This is a genomic window from Arthrobacter sp. E70 (genome assembly GCF_058266945.1).
This window is the reverse complement of sequence record NZ_JBYQFR010000006.1, coordinates 222,186-238,078: the sequence shown is the minus strand read 5'-3', so window position 1 is coordinate 238,078 and position 15,893 is coordinate 222,186. Positions and strand designations below refer to the sequence as shown.

General features: G+C 67.4%; 13 protein-coding genes. 3 read left to right on the top strand and 10 right to left on the bottom strand.

Going from position 1 to position 15,893, the window contains the following annotated elements:
- Positions 1-204: 204 nt before the first annotated feature.
- Positions 205-1,611, top strand: a complete 1,407-nt coding sequence (locus tag AC3IMC_RS09905) for an MFS transporter (RefSeq protein ID WP_490918350.1) — start codon at positions 205-207, stop codon at positions 1,609-1,611.
- Between the two features lie 134 nt (positions 1,612-1,745).
- Here AC3IMC_RS09905 and AC3IMC_RS09900 read toward each other — a convergent pair whose 3' ends face one another.
- The 6 genes from AC3IMC_RS09900 to AC3IMC_RS09875 form a co-directional block, all read right to left on the bottom strand.
- Positions 1,746-2,477 carry a glutamine amidotransferase gene (locus AC3IMC_RS09900; RefSeq protein WP_490918349.1) on the bottom strand — a complete coding sequence of 244 codons (732 nt, stop codon included), beginning with the start codon at positions 2,475-2,477 and terminating at the stop codon, positions 1,746-1,748.
- 44 nt (positions 2,478-2,521) lie between these two features.
- On the bottom strand, positions 2,522-2,962 hold the full coding sequence (locus tag AC3IMC_RS09895; protein WP_490918347.1) for a YybH family protein: 441 nt from the start codon (positions 2,960-2,962) through the stop codon (positions 2,522-2,524).
- 14 nt (positions 2,963-2,976) lie between these two features.
- Entirely contained in the window at positions 2,977-4,785 is a 1,809-nt protein-coding gene (locus tag AC3IMC_RS09890; protein WP_490918346.1) for an acetyl/propionyl/methylcrotonyl-CoA carboxylase subunit alpha, read from the bottom strand.
- A gap of 130 nt (positions 4,786-4,915) precedes the next feature.
- Complete coding sequence (locus tag AC3IMC_RS09885; protein WP_490918345.1) at positions 4,916-5,563, bottom strand: Maf family protein; 648 nt, start codon at positions 5,561-5,563, stop codon at positions 4,916-4,918.
- 9 nt (positions 5,564-5,572) lie between these two features.
- A complete protein-coding gene (locus tag AC3IMC_RS09880) occupies positions 5,573-8,095 on the bottom strand; it encodes an MMPL family transporter (protein ID WP_490918343.1) in 2,523 nt (840 codons plus the stop codon).
- A 17-nt stretch (positions 8,096-8,112) separates the two neighbouring features.
- Positions 8,113-8,790 carry a TetR/AcrR family transcriptional regulator gene (locus AC3IMC_RS09875; protein WP_490918342.1) on the bottom strand — a complete coding sequence of 226 codons (678 nt, stop codon included), beginning with the start codon at positions 8,788-8,790 and terminating at the stop codon, positions 8,113-8,115.
- A gap of 163 nt (positions 8,791-8,953) precedes the next feature.
- Between AC3IMC_RS09875 and AC3IMC_RS09870 the strand changes: the two genes are divergently transcribed.
- Positions 8,954-9,511 (top strand): hypothetical protein, encoded by a 558-nt coding sequence (locus tag AC3IMC_RS09870; protein WP_490918341.1) that lies wholly within the window; start codon positions 8,954-8,956, stop codon positions 9,509-9,511.
- Between the two features lie 77 nt (positions 9,512-9,588).
- On the opposite strand, the gene AC3IMC_RS09865 is transcribed toward AC3IMC_RS09870, so the two are convergent.
- The 4 genes from AC3IMC_RS09865 to AC3IMC_RS09850 form a co-directional block, all read right to left on the bottom strand.
- The gene (locus tag AC3IMC_RS09865; RefSeq protein ID WP_490918340.1) at positions 9,589-11,028 is read right to left on the bottom strand and encodes a dicarboxylate/amino acid:cation symporter; all 1,440 of its coding nucleotides are present in this window, start codon (positions 11,026-11,028) and stop codon (positions 9,589-9,591) included.
- A gap of 169 nt (positions 11,029-11,197) precedes the next feature.
- On the bottom strand, positions 11,198-12,883 hold the full coding sequence (locus AC3IMC_RS09860; protein ID WP_490918339.1) for a DUF885 domain-containing protein: 1,686 nt from the start codon (positions 12,881-12,883) through the stop codon (positions 11,198-11,200).
- A gap of 36 nt (positions 12,884-12,919) precedes the next feature.
- Positions 12,920-13,150, bottom strand: coding sequence for an acyl-CoA carboxylase subunit epsilon (locus AC3IMC_RS09855; protein ID WP_490918406.1), 231 nt, complete (start codon positions 13,148-13,150; stop codon positions 12,920-12,922).
- A 17-nt stretch (positions 13,151-13,167) separates the two neighbouring features.
- The gene (locus AC3IMC_RS09850) at positions 13,168-14,751 is read right to left on the bottom strand and encodes an acyl-CoA carboxylase subunit beta (protein WP_490918338.1); all 1,584 of its coding nucleotides are present in this window, start codon (positions 14,749-14,751) and stop codon (positions 13,168-13,170) included.
- A 214-nt stretch (positions 14,752-14,965) separates the two neighbouring features.
- On the opposite strand from AC3IMC_RS09850, the gene AC3IMC_RS09845 reads away from it, so the two are divergent.
- Complete coding sequence (locus tag AC3IMC_RS09845) at positions 14,966-15,853, top strand: SDR family oxidoreductase (protein WP_490918337.1); 888 nt, start codon at positions 14,966-14,968, stop codon at positions 15,851-15,853.
- Positions 15,854-15,893 lie beyond the last annotated feature (40 nt).

Sequence of the window (15,893 nt, the reverse complement as noted above, 5' to 3'; positions counted from 1 at the left end):
CGGCACTGTGACTTTTGCCTATCCGGCATTCCGGACCCCCGTGAGGCCCAGTGACGGACCATCAGGTGAGACGCACAACACAGGTCCGCATAGTGGACCATTCGTCCATTGACTGGACGTGGGGAAGTAAGATCGGACTCTAACTACTTGAGCCGGGAGGCAATCCTGCCTGGGTCCCGGCCGGTCTCACGAAAGCGTTAACCTATGCCATCCACCGATACCACCGCGCTGTCTGCGCGCCAGCCGGTGAACTCCCGCGGCCGCGTCATCGTGGCGAGCCTGATCGGCACCACCGTGGAGTTCTACGACTTCTACGTCTATGCCACGGCCGCCGTGCTGGTCTTCCCGAAGCTTTTCTTCCCCAGCGCGAACGAAACCACCCAGCTGCTGAGCTCCTTCGCCGTCTTCGGCGTAGCCTTCATTGCCCGCCCCCTCGGCTCGATCGTCTTCGGGCACTTCGGCGACAAGTTCGGCCGCAAGGGCACACTGGTGGCTTCACTGTTGACCATGGGCATCGCCACTTTCCTCATCGGCTGCCTTCCCACTGCCCTGGTTCCGGGCTGGGAGTTCTGGGCTCCGGCCCTGTTGGTGGTCATGCGCTTCGCGCAGGGCCTGGCGCTCGGCGGCGAATGGAGTGGCGCCGCGCTGCTGGCCACCGAGAACGCCCCCGCCAACAAGCGCGCCATCTACGGCACCTTCCCGCAGCTGGGTGCCCCGATCGGCTTCATCATCGCCAACGTCATCTTCCTTGTTGCCAGCTACACGCTGGCCCCGGAGGCCTTCCAGGCGTGGGGCTGGCGCGTGCCGTTCCTGCTCAGTGCCGTCATGGTGATCCTGGGCCTCTACGTCCGGCTCAAGCTGATCGAGACCCCCGCCTTCACCAAGGTGGTGGAATCCAACGAGGTGGCCAAGCTGCCCCTGGGCCGCGTCTTCAAGGGCAGCTGGCGCCAGCTGATCCTGGGCACCTTCATCATGCTGGCCACGTACGTGCTCTTCTACCTGATGACCACGTTCACGCTCACGTACGGCACGAAGCCCACCTTGGAGGGTGCCAAGGCCGCGGCCGAAAAGGCCGGCAAGCCCATGACTGAAGCAGCCGCCGCCGCGTTCGTTCCCGGCCTGGGCTACAGCCGCAACGACTTCCTCTGGATGCTGATTGCCGGCGTCGTCTTCTTTGGCATTTTCACCCTGGTTTCCGGACCGCTGGCCGAAAAGTACGGCCGGCGCAAGATGCTCCTCGCCGTCACGGCAGGGATCTTCGTCTTCGGCCTGCTGTTCGTCCCGCTGTTCAGCGGCGGCTTTGTGGGAACCATGGGCCTGCTGGTCATCGGGTTCTCCCTCATGGGGCTTACGTTCGGACCCATGGGAGCGCTGCTGCCGGAACTGTTCCCCACCAACGTGCGGTACACCGGCTCGGCCATCAGCTACAACTTCTCCAGCATCCTGGGCGCCGCCGTTGCACCGTTCATCGCCGTTGCCCTCTGGGAAACCGCCAAGGGCAGCCCCGTCCTGGTGGGCATCTACCTGACCGCCATGGCGGTGCTGACGCTGATCGCGCTGTTCCTGACCCGCGAAACCCGCGACGTGGACTACGAGAACAACGTGGCCTGACGCACGCGCGTGCATTCCAGCCCAGTTAGTGGCTGACATGCCCGGCGCCGCCCTGCAACGACGGGGATGGCGCCGGGCATGTGCGTTAAGTGCCCGGAGGTAACAGGGCAGGAGTGCACGAGGGCATGGTCCGTTCAGCGGGCGTACCGGGCCACGAAGTTCTTCAGGATGTTCATCGGCGCCGTGACCGTGAACCGGCGGGCGGCCGCCATCAGGTCCTCCGCGGACTCGGGCGGGAAGTAGCCGGCGTGCCGGTAGATGTCGATGCGGGTGCAGAGGCCTTCCGCGTCCAGTTCGGGGTGGAACTGGGTGGCATATAGGTTGGTGCGGATCCGGAACATCTGCACCGGGCAGGCGGCCGAGCGTGCCAGCAGCACGGCATGCGCGGGCAGCGAACTGCAGGCCTCCTTGTGGCCGGCGAAGGCGGTGAAGGTTTGGGGCATGCCCTGAAGGATGGGGTCCTGCAGTCCGGCGTCGGTCAGGCTGATCTCCACGGCCGCGAGCGGCTCGCCGTAGGTCCGGTCGATCACGGCCCCCTGGTGCCGGCCCAGCGTCCCCACCCCGTAACAGGCGCCCAGGAAGGGAAAATCGCGGGCCACCAGCTCGTCCAGCAGGCCAGACAGTTCCTTCTCCACCCGGTGCTGGACGGGGCTCTTGCTGTCCGGCGGGTCGCTGGAGGTGAAGGGGCTGCCGCCCACGATCACGCCGGAATACCCGGAGAGGTCGAGCTCCGGCAGGGGAGCCGCTTCGAGCCGGATCCGCCGGAGCTCCCGTTCCTCCAGGCCGCCGTACCTCAGGTACGCGGCGTACTCATCCTCGGCGGCGGCGTCCTCGGCGCGGGAGGCCAGGAGCAGGAAAGGCAACACGTGCTAAGTGTGCCTGCTGTTCCCGTCCTGTGCCAGCAGTTGGGTCAGCTGGCCGCGGGCTGGGTCAGGGACCGGCGGGACTGGGGCCGCGCCGCCGGGTCCGCATGGCGGTGCACCAGCTTCCAGTAACCCTCCTCGCGGCGGAAGATGCTGGTGACCCGGAGTGCGAATTCCTCGGTGGCGGCCGCTCCGTCCAGCCGGGCCCGGAAATGTTCGGTCTCCAGCAGGTAGGCGGTGTCGCGGGCCGTGTACGAGGTCACGGTGTCGAAGCCCAGCATTTCGCCGTCCTGGAACTGCCGCGCGGCCTGGTCCAGACGTGCCTCCACCTGCGCCCAGCCGCGGGCGATGCCGCCGAACGGGTTGGCCAGGGTGACGTCGTCCGCCCTGGAGTACAGGTCCTTGACCGGGCCCGGGTTGCCCCGGGTGATCTCGGGAACCGCCAGGTGGTAGCGGTCCACTTCTTCCTGGAAACTTGGTGCGAGCATGCCTGTGGCGCTTCCTAGTCTTCGATCGTGGCGATGATGGCGCCGGCGGAGACCGTCTCGCCGGCTGCCGCCGCCAGGCCCGTGATGGTTCCGGAGCGGTGCGCGGTCAGCGGCTGCTCCATCTTCATTGCCTCGAGGACCACCACCAGGTCGCCCTCGGAGACCACGTCGCCGTGGGACACCGCGACCTTCACGATGGTTCCCTGCATCGGCGAGGTCAGCGCGTTGCCGGTGGCAGCGGCAGGGCCGGCCGAGCGGGAGCGTTTCTTCGACTTGCCGGGCTTGCCGGCAGCGGCAACAGCAGTGCCCGGTGTACCCAGGGACGCGGGCAGGACCACTTCAAGGCGCTTGCCGCCGACTTCGACCACCACGCGCTGGCGCTCCTCGGCGGACTCGCCTTCGGCGGTGCCGTCCGGCGTCCAGACCGGCAGGTTGTTGCTGAACTCGGTTTCGATCCAGCGGGTGTGGACCTTGAACGGCCCTTCAGCGGGTGCAAAGGCGGGGTCGGTCACCACTGCGAGGTCGAACGGGATCACGGTGGGGATGCCCTCCACCACCATCTCCTCGAGGGCGCGGCGGGCGCGCTGCAGGGCCTGCGGCCGGCTGGCGCCGGTGACGATGAGCTTGGACAGCATGGAGTCGAAGTTGCCGCTGATGACGTCGCCCTGCTCCACACCGGAATCCACCCGGACGCCGGGGCCCGTGGGGTTCTTCAGGACGCGGAGGGTGCCGGGCGCCGGCAGGAAGTTCCGGCCCGGGTCCTCGCCGGTGATGCGGAATTCAATGGAGTGCCCGCGCACCTCGGGATCGCCGTAGCCGAGCTCCTCGCCGCGGGCCAGTCGGAACTGCTCGCGGACCAGGTCGATGCCGGTGACTTCCTCGGACACGCAGTGCTCCACCTGGAGCCGGGTGTTGACCTCCAGGAACGAGATGGTCCCGTCCTGGCCCACCAGGAATTCACAGGTGCCGGCGCCCAGGTAGCCGGCCTCCTTCAGGATGGCCTTGGAGGATTCGTAGAGGCGGCGGTTCTGGTCCTCGGTGAGGAACGGGGCCGGCGCTTCTTCCACGAGTTTCTGGTTGCGCCGCTGCAGCGAGCAGTCGCGGGTGGAAACCACCACGACGTTGCCGTGGGCGTCGGCCAGGCACTGGGTTTCGACGTGGCGGGGAGCATCCAGGAAGCGTTCGATGAAGCATTCGCCGCGGCCGAAGGCCGCTGTGGCTTCACGGACGGCGGATTCGTAGAGTTCGGGGATTTCCTCGCGGGTGCGGGCCACCTTGATGCCGCGTCCGCCGCCGCCGAAGGCCGCCTTGATGGCGACGGGCAGTCCGTGCTTGTCCACGAAGTCCAGCACCTCGTCCGCGGACTCCACGGGGTCGGCCGTGCCGGGAACCAAAGGGGCGCCTACTTTTTCGGCGATGTGCCGGGCCTGGACTTTGTCGCCCAGGGCGGAGATGGCTTCGGGGGAGGGGCCGATCCAGGTGATGCCGGCCTCGATCACGCGGGCGGCGAACTGGGCATTTTCGGCCAGGAACCCGTACCCGGGGTGGATGGCGTCCGCGCCGGACTGGCGGGCGGCATCGATGATCTTGTCCATCACCAGGTAGGACTCGGCGGCTGTGCTGCCGCCAAGGGCATAAGCCTCGTCAGCCAGGCGGACGTGCAGGGCGTCGCGGTCCGGGTCGGCGTACACCGCTACCGAGGCGATCCCCTCATCCCGGGCCGCCCGGATGATCCGAACGGCGATTTCGCCGCGGTTGGCAATCAGCACCTTTGTGAGGCTCGGCTGCGTGGTTCCTGCGGACTGCTCCAAATTTGCTGACAAGGCGTCTCCTTCTTTCCTTCAGGGAGCCTAGCGCGGTTTTGGAGGTTCCGCCGATATTACTTGCGGAATCCGCGTGTAAACCGGTCCTCCTTTGTAGGGAAGCTACAAGCGGTTCCGAAAAAGGGCGCCTTTACCGCGGCGGCCAGAGGTCCGTGATGCGCACGTTGGCGGCCGCCAGCAGGCCCCGGAGCGTGGAGACGGACAGGCCGACGACGGCGTGCGGGTCGCCGTCCACCTTCCGGATGAAGGCCCCGCCCAGGCCGTCGATAGTGAAGGATCCGGCGCAGTGCAGCGGCTCGCCCGTGGCGATGTAGGCATCGATCTCGGCGGCGTCCATCTCCTGGAAGAAGACCTCGGCGGAGGCGACCGCCCCCAACGTGGCGCCCGATCCCTCGGCGTCCCCGCCGCCGTCGGCCTCCGTGTCCCGGCAGTCCACCAGCCAGTGACCCGTGTGGAGAACCCCCGTGCTGCCGCTCATCCGCAGCATCCGTTCGCGCGCGACGTCGGGCGTGTAGGGCTTGCCGTGCGCCTCGCCGTCGAATTCGAAGACGGAGTCGCAGCCCAGCACCAGGGCACCCTCGGCTTCCGGCAGCGACGCCACGGCCTCCGCCTTGGCCCGGGCCAGCAGCAGCGCGGTGTCGTGCGGGTCGGTGACGCCGTACCGTTCCTGGACGGCGGCCTCGTCGACGTCGGACACCAGCACGGTGTGCCGGATGCCGGCCTCGGCCAGGAGCTTGGTGCGGGCGGGGGACTGGGAAGCGAGAATCAGGCGGACCACGGGTTCAGCCTAGTGGACCAGCTCGGCGGACGCCGGAACAGCCTGGCCGCGGTTGAGCTTGGCGCCCTCCACGTCCACGTCCGGCAGGATCCGGTCCAGCCAGCGCGGCAGCCACCAGGATTTACTGCCCAGCAGGTACATGACGGCCGGGACGATGGTCATGCGCACCACGAAGGCATCGAACAGGACCCCGAAGGCCATGGCGAAGCCCAGCGGCCGGACCATGGTGAGGTGGCTGAAGATGAATCCGGAGAAGACGCTGACCATGATGATCGCCGCGGCGGTCACCACGGCGGCGGCGTGCCGGAAGCCCACCCGGACCGCTTCCTTCGCCGTGGAGCCGTGCATGTAGGCCTCGCGCATGCCGGAGGCGATGAACACCTGGTAGTCCATGGCCAGGCCGAACAGCACACCGATCAGGATGATCGGCAGGAAGCTCAGCACCGCACCCGGGTTCGCGACGTCGAAGATGCCGCCCAGCCAGCCCCACTGGTACACGGCCACCACGGCGCCGAACGCCGCGGACAGGGACAGCAGGAAGCCGCCCGTGGCCAGCAGCGGGACCACGATGGAGCGGAACACCAGCAGCAGCAGGATCAGGGAAAGTCCGACGACGATCGCGAGGTAGGGCGGCAGGGCGTCGCCGAGCTTGGTGGAGACGTCCACGTTGCCGGCAGTCTGCCCGGTCAGGCCCATGGCCACGTCATAGTCGGCCTTGATGCCGCCGTTGAGGCCACGCAGTTCGGATACCACCTGCACCGTGCTGGCGCTGGCGGGGCCCTCCTTGGGGATGACCTGGAAGACGGCGGTGCGGCGGTCTTTGCTGAGCGCCACCGGTACGGCGGCCACCACGTTGTCCACGGCGCGGAGCCTGTCCGCGATGTCGTACTGCAGTTTCTGCGCCTGGGCTTCGTCCAGGTTGGCTGGGAACTCGCCGACGGCCACGATGGGGCCGGTGACGCCTTCGCCGAAGCTGCGGGCGGTCAAGTCGTAGGCCTGGTACGCCTCGGAATCCACGGGCTCGGAACCGCCGTCGGGAAGGGCCAGCTGCAGCTGGGTGGCGGGAAGGGCCAGGGTGCCCAGGAGGAGGACACCGGCCACCAGGGCTGCCCACGGGTGCCTGGTGACCAGGCCGCCCCAGCCCCGGGTGCTGCGTTCGCGGTCGATGGCGTCATCTGCCGCTTCGTGGCCGGGCTCGGCGTTGTGCGCCTCGGCCTTTGCCCAGGCCCGCTTGGAGATGATGCGGCGACCGATCAGGGACAGCATGGCCGGGGTCAAAGTGATGGCAACGAGCACGGCCACGGCCACGGTCCCCGCGGCGGCAAGGCCCATGACGGTAAGGAAGGGAAGCCCCGGGACCACCAGGGCAGCCAAGGCAATGATCACGGTAAGCCCGGCGAACACCACCGCATTGCCGGACGTGCCGTTCGCCCTGGCCACGGATTCCTCCGGATCCATGCCGGCCAGGAGCTGGGTCCGGTGCCGGTTGACGATGAACAGGGAGTAGTCGATGCCCACGGCGAGGCCCAGCATGAGGGCCAGCATGGGGGAGATGGAACTCATGTCAAAGAGCCCGGAGAGGGCGAACGTGATGCCGACGCCGACTCCCACGCCGATGATGGCCATCAGCAGCGGAAGCCCGGCGGCAACCAGGGTGCCCAGCATGAGGATCAGGACGAGGGCGGCCACGGCGATGCCGACAACCTCCGCGGTGCCGAACAACGCCGAGATGTCCTCGGTGATCTCCTTGCTGGCAAATGCCGTAACGCCTGCCGAGGATGTTTGGTGCGCGATCTCCTGTACCTGCTTGCGCACCGTTGGCGCCAGCCCGTTGATGGAGGTGTTGAACTGCACCTGGGCCACGGCCGCATTATTGTCCTCGGAAACGAAGCGGATGGCGGAGGCGGCCTGGGCCTGGCGCTTGCCGAGTTCCAGCTTGGCCTTGTTGGCCTCCAGTTCCTGGGTGCCGGCGTCGAGCTTGGCCTGGCCGGCCGCCAGCGCTGCCTTCTGCTGGCCCAGCTGCGCGTCGACCAGGGCTGCCGGCGCGCCGGCAGCGGTGAGCTGCTGCTCGGCTGCGGCCAGCTGTGCCTTCCCCGCTTCCAGCTGCGTCCGTGCGGCATCAAGCTGCGCCTTGCCGGCTGCCAGCTGCTGCTCGCCGTCGGTAACGGCCTTGCCGGCCTGGTCCACCTGTGCCTGGGTGGCGAAGGGATCCACGGTGCCACGGACCTCGGGAAGGGCCTGGAGCTTCTTCAGCGCATCCGACACCGCCGTCCGGCTCGCATCCGTAAAGCCGCCGCTGGGGGCTTCGAAGACGATCGTGGCGCTGCCGCCGGACGCCGAGGGCAGCTCCTGCTTGAGCTTGTCCGCGATCCGCTGGGTTTCGGTCCCCGGGATCTGGAAGTTGTTGGACAGCGTGCCGTGGAACGCTGCCGCTGAGCCGCCCACGGCCACCAGTATGGCGAGCCAGAGAGAGATGACCAGCCAGCGGTGGCGGTAGGAGAACTTGCCGAGGCGGTAGAGGAGGAGTGCCATGCGCAGAGCCGATCTGATCAGGAGGAACGGGAAGCGGAAAGGAATGCAGGATTGGTGAAGCCGGCGCCCAGCAGGGCCATGGAATCGATGAGCAGCTGGCGGAGCTCTGCCAGGGAGGCGGGGGACAGGTCCGGCCCGCGCCGGTTGAACCAGACCTCCATGGCGGCTTTTCCGCAGGAGATGATGGACCCGGAGAGTGCATGGACGTACAGGTCCTCCTGCTCGCCGCGGCTGCCCCCCAGCCGCTCCCGGGCGACGTCGAACACCTGGGCCCTGCAGTGGTCCCAGGCCTCAAGCTCGCTGTGCTGCATGAGCGGGCTCTGCTGGGTCAGGGTGAACAGCTCCGCCAGGGGGGCCACGGCTTGAGGGTCGGCGAGGGCGGTCAGGGCCGCCTGGGCTGACTCGAGCAGCGGTTCGTCCGCGGGCCGAAGCCGCAGCTGCTGGATGGCATTGTCCAGGAAGCCGTGCACGATGGAGGCGAGGGCGGCGTCCGTACTGGCGAAGTAGTTGAAGAACGTACGGCGCGAGATCCCTGCAGCGTCCGCTATGTCCTCCACAGTGAAGTTCCCCGGGCCCTTGGCGCGCAGGAGCCCGAGGGCGGCGTCCGTAATGGCTTGCCGGGTGGCGGCCTTGTTGAGTTCGCGGCGGGAAGGTGCGGCAGGTCCGGCCTCGCCTGCCGGAGTGGGGGAGGTCACGGGATTACACTACGTGCAACTTTGCACTCTGCGCAACTTAAATTCACAGCAGAACGAAAGGTTCCCAACAGGCTCTCCAGAAGCTGGCTGCCGATGCTGGACATGTCTCGAAAGAGGCAGACCACCCGCCGTCAAGCGACGGCCCATCGAGGAGACAGAGAAGATGACACGCACGAAGAAAATGACCCTGGGCCTGTCAGCGGCTGCGCTGGCACTGGCAGGCGGGATCGGGGTGGCCGGCATGGCCTCCGCCACCACCACCGCGCCCACGCCGGCACCGAGCACGAGTTCCAGCGCCCCGGCCGATGGCAGCACCGCGCCGGACGGCATGGGCAGGCACGGTGGCCGCGGTGGCCACGGTCCTGTCCAGGCTTCCGAGCTGGCAGCGAAGCTGGGCGTCGATGAGGCCAAGGTGACCGATGCGTTGAAGGCCTTCCGCGAGGCCAACAAGCCCGCCACGCCACCGGCGGAGGGCCAGAAGCCGGACCCGGCCGAGCGCGAGGCGGCGCTGGCCAAATCACTGGCCGAATCTCTGGGAATCGACGAGTCGACGGTGACCGCAGCCCTGCAGGAGCTGCGCACCGAGGAACAGGCTGAGCACGCCGCCGAGCTCAAGACCCGGCTGGACAAGGCCGTGGCGGACGGCAAGCTGACACAGGCTGAAGCGGACGCCGTCACCAAGGCCGTGCAGAACGGCATCATCGGAGGCGGCGGGCGTTAAGGCAAGAAGCCCCCGGGAACCTGAGGAGTTCAGATTCCCGGGGGCTTCACGGAGCACCCTGCGGTTACCGGTGCAGGCTAGGCCTTCGCATCCTGCAGTTCGCGTGTTGCGGTATCGGCGCTGTTTCCGTCGGTGGCGGTGCTGTCGCCCGCCGCGTCCTCGTCAACGAAGGGGGTGCCGTTGCGGGGCGCGTTGTAGAGCGACTCGTCCAGGATGCCCTGGCGCTTGGCCACGAGGGTGGGGACCAGGGCCTGGCCTGCCACGTTGACGGCGGTACGGCCCATGTCCAGGATGGGGTCGATGGCCAGCAGGAGGCCGACGCCGGCCAGCGGCAGCCCCAGCGTGGAAAGCGTCAGCGTGAGCATAACGACGGCGCCCGTGGTTCCGGCGGTTGCCGCGGAGCCCAGCACGGAGACCAGGGCAATCAGCAGGTACTGGCTGAAGTCGAGCTGGATGCCGAAGAACTGGGCCACGAAGATGGCAGCGACGGCCGGGTAGATGGCCGCGCAGCCGTCCATCTTGGTGGTGGCGCCCAGCGGGACGGCGAAGGAGGCGTACGCGCGGGGGACGCCCAGGCTGCGCTCGGTGACACGCTGGGTCAGCGGGAGGGTTCCTACCGAGGAACGCGAGACGAAGGCCAGCTGGACGGCGGGCCACACGCCGGAGAAGTACTGCTTGATGGACAGGCCGTGGCTGCGGACCAGGACGGGGTAGACCGCGAAGAGCACCAGGGCCAGGCCGATGTAGATGGCGACCGTGAACTTGCCGAGCGAACCGATCGTGTCCCAGCCATAGACGGCCACGGCGTTGCCGATGAGGCCGACGGTGCCCAGCGGCGCGATCCGGATGATCCACCAGAGGACCTTCTGGATGACGGCCAGGGCGGACGCGTTGAGCTTGAGGAAGGGCTCTGCGGCCTTGCCCACCTTCAGGGCGGCGACGCCCACGGCAATGGCGATCACCAGGATCTGGAGGACATTGAAGCTGACGGATGTGGTGACGGTGCCGGACTCGGCAACGGTGGAGCTGGCGCCCAGGCCGAGGAAGTTCTTGGGGAACAGGCCGATCAGGAAGGACCACCAGTCACCGGACTTGCCGGAGTATTTGGCCTCGCCGGTAATCCCCGTGTTGGCGCCGGGCTGCAGCAGGACGCCCAGGCCGATGCCGATCAGCACGGCAATGAGCGACGTGATGGCGAACCACAGGAGCGTGTTCCAGGCCAGCCTTGCGGCGTTGGACACCTGGCGGAGGTTGGAGATGGAGCTGACGACGGCCGTGAAGATCAGGGGGACGACGGCGGTCTGCAGCAGGGAGACGTAGCTGGAGCCGATGGTCTGCAGCGTTGCCCCGAGGCCGTTCGGGTTGGCCTTGGTGCTGCCGGTGTACTTGGCCAGCAGGCCAAGACCCAGGCCCACGATGAGGGCGGCGATGATCTGGAAGCCGAAGGAGCCGGCCCATTTGGGCAGCTGGAATCCGGTCTTTCCTGCGGAGGAAGGGGTGTTTGTCTGAGTGCTCACCAGAACAAGCTAGACGGCGTGCACATACCACGTCGAAAGAACATTGAGAAATATTACGTCAGGCAAAAATACGCACCATCTGGAAAACGGCGCAAAATCAAGCATTCCAGCACCTTTTGTTACTTATTCCCGGCGGGGATGTGCTTAATGTCTCGCGGAGGAGGGCGCGTTACCTCAGCAGCGCCCGCCGCAGCGTGTCGAGCCCCACGGAGCCGATGTTCAACGCGTTGGTATGGAACTCCTTCAGGTCGAACCCGGGCCGCGCTTCAAGTTCGGCGCGGATCTGTTCCCAGAGGCGCTGGCCGACTTTGTAGGAGGGGGCCTGCCCGGGCCAGCCGAGGTAGCGGGTGAATTCGAAGTTGAGCTGGCCTTCGCTGATGGGCAGGTTCTGCTGGAGGAACGCGTAGCCCTTGTCGGCGGTCCACGTGCCGGAGCCCCACTTTGCCGGCATCTCGAGCTCGAGGTGGACGCCGATGTCGAAGACGACGCGCGCGGCGCGCATGCGCTGCATGTCCAGCATGCCCATGTGGTCGCCGGGGTCGTTGAGGTAGCCCAGCTCCTGCATCAGCTTTTCTGCGTAGAGTGCCCACCCTTCGCCATGGCCGGAGGTCCAGCACACGTTCCGCCGCCACTTGTTCAGCAGTTCGCGCCGGTAGGTGGCGGTGGCTATTTGCAGGTGGTGGCCGGGGACGCCTTCGTGGTACACGGTGGTGGTTTCCGCCCAGGTGGTGAACGTGTCCTCGCCGGCGGGGACGGACCACCACATGCGCCCGGGCCGGCTGAAGTCCTCGGACGGGCCCGTGTAGTAGATGCCGCCCTCGTCCGTGGGGGCGATCCGGCATTCGAGTTTCTTCATGACGTCGGGGATGTCGAAGTGAACCCCTGCCAGCTCCGCGATGGCCTTGTCGGAGAGTTCCTGCATCCAGGTCCGCAGGGCGTCAGTGCCCTTGAGCTGCCGGGCGGGATCGTTGTTCAGGATCTCCTTGGCTTCGGCGATGGTGGCGCCGGGCTTGATCGTGGCGGCCACCTGTTCCTGTTCCGCGATCAGCCGGTCCAGTTCCTGCACGCCCCAGGCATACGTTTCCTCAAGGTCCACCTCGGCGCCCAGGAAGGAGCGGGACGCCAGGGCGTAGCGGGCCTTGCCGACCGCATCTTTTTCCGGCGCGGCGGGCAGCAGTTCGGTGCGGAGGAACTCCGCCAGCCGGGTGTAAGCGTCGCGGGCGGCGCCAGCGCCGGCGTCGAGCCTGTCCTGCAGGGCGGCGGGCAAGGGCCCGGCAGCGGTGGCGGCACCTGCCGCGAGTTTGGCGAAGAAGCCGTCCGGCGCCGCGTACTTAACGACCTGTTCAATGACAATCCGCACCTGGCGTGCTGCCGCTACCTTGCCGGCGTCGCGGGCCATGCGCAGGGATTCCATGTAGCCGTCCAGTGCCGCGGGAACATTGTGCGCGCGTCCGGCGATGTGCTCCCAGTCCCGTTCGGTGGCTGTGGGCATGAGATCGAAGATGGCGCGGATGTCCTGGGCGGGCGAGGCGATGTTGTTCAGCTCCGCGTATTCCCATCCGGAGGCGTGGATGAGCAACTGCAGGCCCAGGCGCTCCCGCATGGCGTCCAGGGTGACGGCGTCCACGTCATCCTCCGGCTCCAGGCCCTCCAACGCGGCCAGGGCACCCCGCGCGGCCTCAGCGAATCCGGCGATGCCCGCAGGGGAGAAGTCCTGGTATTCCGTCTCATGCCCGGGCAGGCCGAGGGTGGTGGCAAGCGTCGGGTTGAGCCGGATCAGGGTGTCCGTGTAGGCGTCTGCGACGGCGTCGATCCGGGTGTGCGGACGGGAAGCGGGGGCAGTCTCGATAGTCACCCCCTGAGCCTAACGCCGGGAGTGCTCGGGGCCCTGCTAGCGGCCGCTGCGTTTCCAGGCTCCCGGTCCCGGCGTGGGGGCGAGGCGCAGCTGTTGCCTGCGCACCCAGTGCCGGACGCTCGGTGCGCCTGCCGTGGCAGGGGCCGGGACGCCGAGGGAAAGAACGACGGCGGTCAGGGCGGCGAGTTCCTCGGCGTTCGGCTCCCCTTTGACAACAGAGAGCAGGGGAGCGGCCTGGGCTTCGGACGCCTCGACCGCCTCCGGCATGCGATCCTGTGCCGCGGTCACAGCGGGATGTTCCCGTGCTTCTTGGCGGGGAGGCTGGCGCGCTTGTCGCGCAGTGCCCGCAGTCCCTTGATGATCTGGATGCGGGTATCGGAGGGGGCGATCACGGCGTCCACGTAGCCGAGTTCGGCTGCCTGGTAGGGGTTCAGGAGCTCTTCCTCGTACTGCCGGATGACTTCGGCGCGCCGGGCCTCGACGTCCCCGCCGTTCTCGGCGACTGCAGCGAGGTCACGGCGGTAGAGGATGTTGACGGCACCCTGGGCGCCCATCACGCCGATCTGCGCTGTGGGCCAGGCCAGGTTCAGGTCGGCGCCGAGCTTCTTGGAACCCATCACGATGTAAGCCCCGCCGTAGGCCTTGCGGGTGATCACGGTGAGCTTGGGGACGGTGGCTTCGGCGTAGGCGTAGAGGAGCTTGGCGCCGCGGCGGATGATGCCCTGGAATTCCTGGTCCTTGCCGGGCAGGAAGCCGGGAACGTCAACCAGGGTAATGATGGGGATGTTGAAGGCGTCGCAGTGGCGCACGAAACGGGCTGCCTTCTCGGAGGCGGCGATGTCCAGGGTCCCGGCGAACTGCAGGGGCTGGTTGGCCACGATGCCCACCGTGTGGCCCTCCACGCGGCCGTAGCCGATCATCACGTTGGGGGCGTACAGGGCCTGCATCTCCAGGAAATGCCCGTCGTCCACGATCTGCTCGACGACGGCGCGCATGTCGTAGGGCTGGTTAGCGGAATCCGGCACCAGCGTGTCCAGGGCGAGGTCGTCGTCGTCGATCTCAAGCTCCTGCTGGTGGCCCAGCACGGGCGCCTCGGACAGGTTGTTGGACGGCAGGAAATCCAGCAGTTCGCGCACGAACTCGATGGCGTCGGTTTCGTCGGAGGCAAGGTAGGTGGACGTGCCGGTGGTGGCGTTGTGCTGCCGGGCGCCGCCCAGTGTTTCCATGTCCACGTCTTCGCCGGTGACGGTCTTGATGACGTCCGGGCCGGTGATGAACATGTGCGAGGTCTTGTCCACCATCACCACGTAGTCGGTGAGCGCGGGGGAGTACGCGGCGCCCCCGGCGGAGGGGCCCATGATGAGCGAGATCTGCGGCACCACGCCGCTGGCGTGGACGTTGTTGCGGAAGATGTCCGCGAACATGGCCAGCGAGGCAACGCCTTCCTGGATGCGGGCGCCGCCGCCGTCCAGGATGCCGACCACGGGGCAGCCGTTGCGCAGCGCGAACTCCTGCACCTTGACGATTTTTTCGCCGTTGACCTGGCTCAGCGATCCGCCGTAGACCGTGAAGTCCTGGCTGTAGACGGCCACCAGGCGGCCGTCCACGGTGCCGTAGCCGGAGACCAGGCCATCACCGAGCGGCTTCTTCTTCTCCATGCCGAAAGCGGTGGACCGGTGCACCGCCAGGGCGTCGAATTCGACGAACGAGTCTTCGTCGAGCAGGAGCTCGATGCGCTCGCGGGCTGTGTTCTTGCCGCGGGCATGCTGCTTTTCGATGGCTTCAGCGCCGGAGGGCTGCTCGGCACGCGCCTGGCGGTCGCGGAAATCGGCGATCTTTCCCGCTGTCGTTGTCAGATCGTGGCTCATCAAGTGTCTCCGGCTCTGTAGCAGATTGGTTCTGTTCGCTGGCGGGTCCGGCGCTGCGGAGATTAAGTAGCATCCACACAAAAGACGAACCCTGGTGGCAAGTCTAGTGACGGTTTGGGCGCCCACAGCTGTAGGGAACCTACAATTTTCTGCTGATCCGGCAACCCGCGGGCGATGTTACTCGGTAGTAACTTACCTGGGTTACAGTGTTTCCATGATTTCAAGCGATGACGCTTTGCCCGCTTCCGGCAGCCCGTACCAAGCCTCCGGCACCCTCGCCGGACGTACGCTCCTGATCTCCGGCGGAAGCCGCGGCATAGGCCTCGCCATTGCCAGGCGTGCTGCCCGGGACGGGGCCAACATTGTGCTGCTGGCCAAGACCGGGGAACCGCACCCCAAGCTGGCAGGCACGGTATTCACGGCGGCCGAGGAACTGGTGCAGGTCGGCGGCCAGGCGTTGCCGCTGGTGGGGGACGTCCGCCGGGACGAGGATGTGGCAGGGGCGGTGGCGGCGGCCGTGGAGCGCTTCGGCGGCGTCGACATCGTCGTCAACAACGCCTCCGCCATCGACTTGTCCACCACCGATAGCGTGGACATGAAAAAGTACGACCTGATGCAGGACATCAATGTCCGCGGCACCTTCCTGCTGTCCAAGCTGGCGCTGCCCGCACTGCGCGCCTCGGCGCAGCCGCACATCCTGACGCTCTCGCCGCCGCTTAACCTCGACCCCCGCTGGGCGGGCAAGCACCTTGCCTACACCATGGCGAAGTACGGGATGAGCCTGACGACGCTGGGCCTTGCCGAGGAACTGAAGGAGGACGGCATCAGGGTCAATTCGCTGTGGCCATGCACCTTGATCGACACCGCAGCCATCCGGAACATGCCCCACGGCGCCACCATGGTGCTGGCCGCCCGCGGGCCGCAGATCATGGCCGATGCCGCCCACGCGGTGCTGACGGGCGGCAACCTCCATGCCGGCGCGGCGGCCACCGGGAACTTCTACACGGACGAGCAGGTCCTGGCGGCGGCAGGAGTGGCCGATTTCCGCCCGTACAGCCTTGGCGCGCCGGAGGACCAGTTGGTTCCGGACATCTTCCTCTAGCGCCTTCCGCCAGCGCCGGCGCCCGGACGGTGCTGCGCCC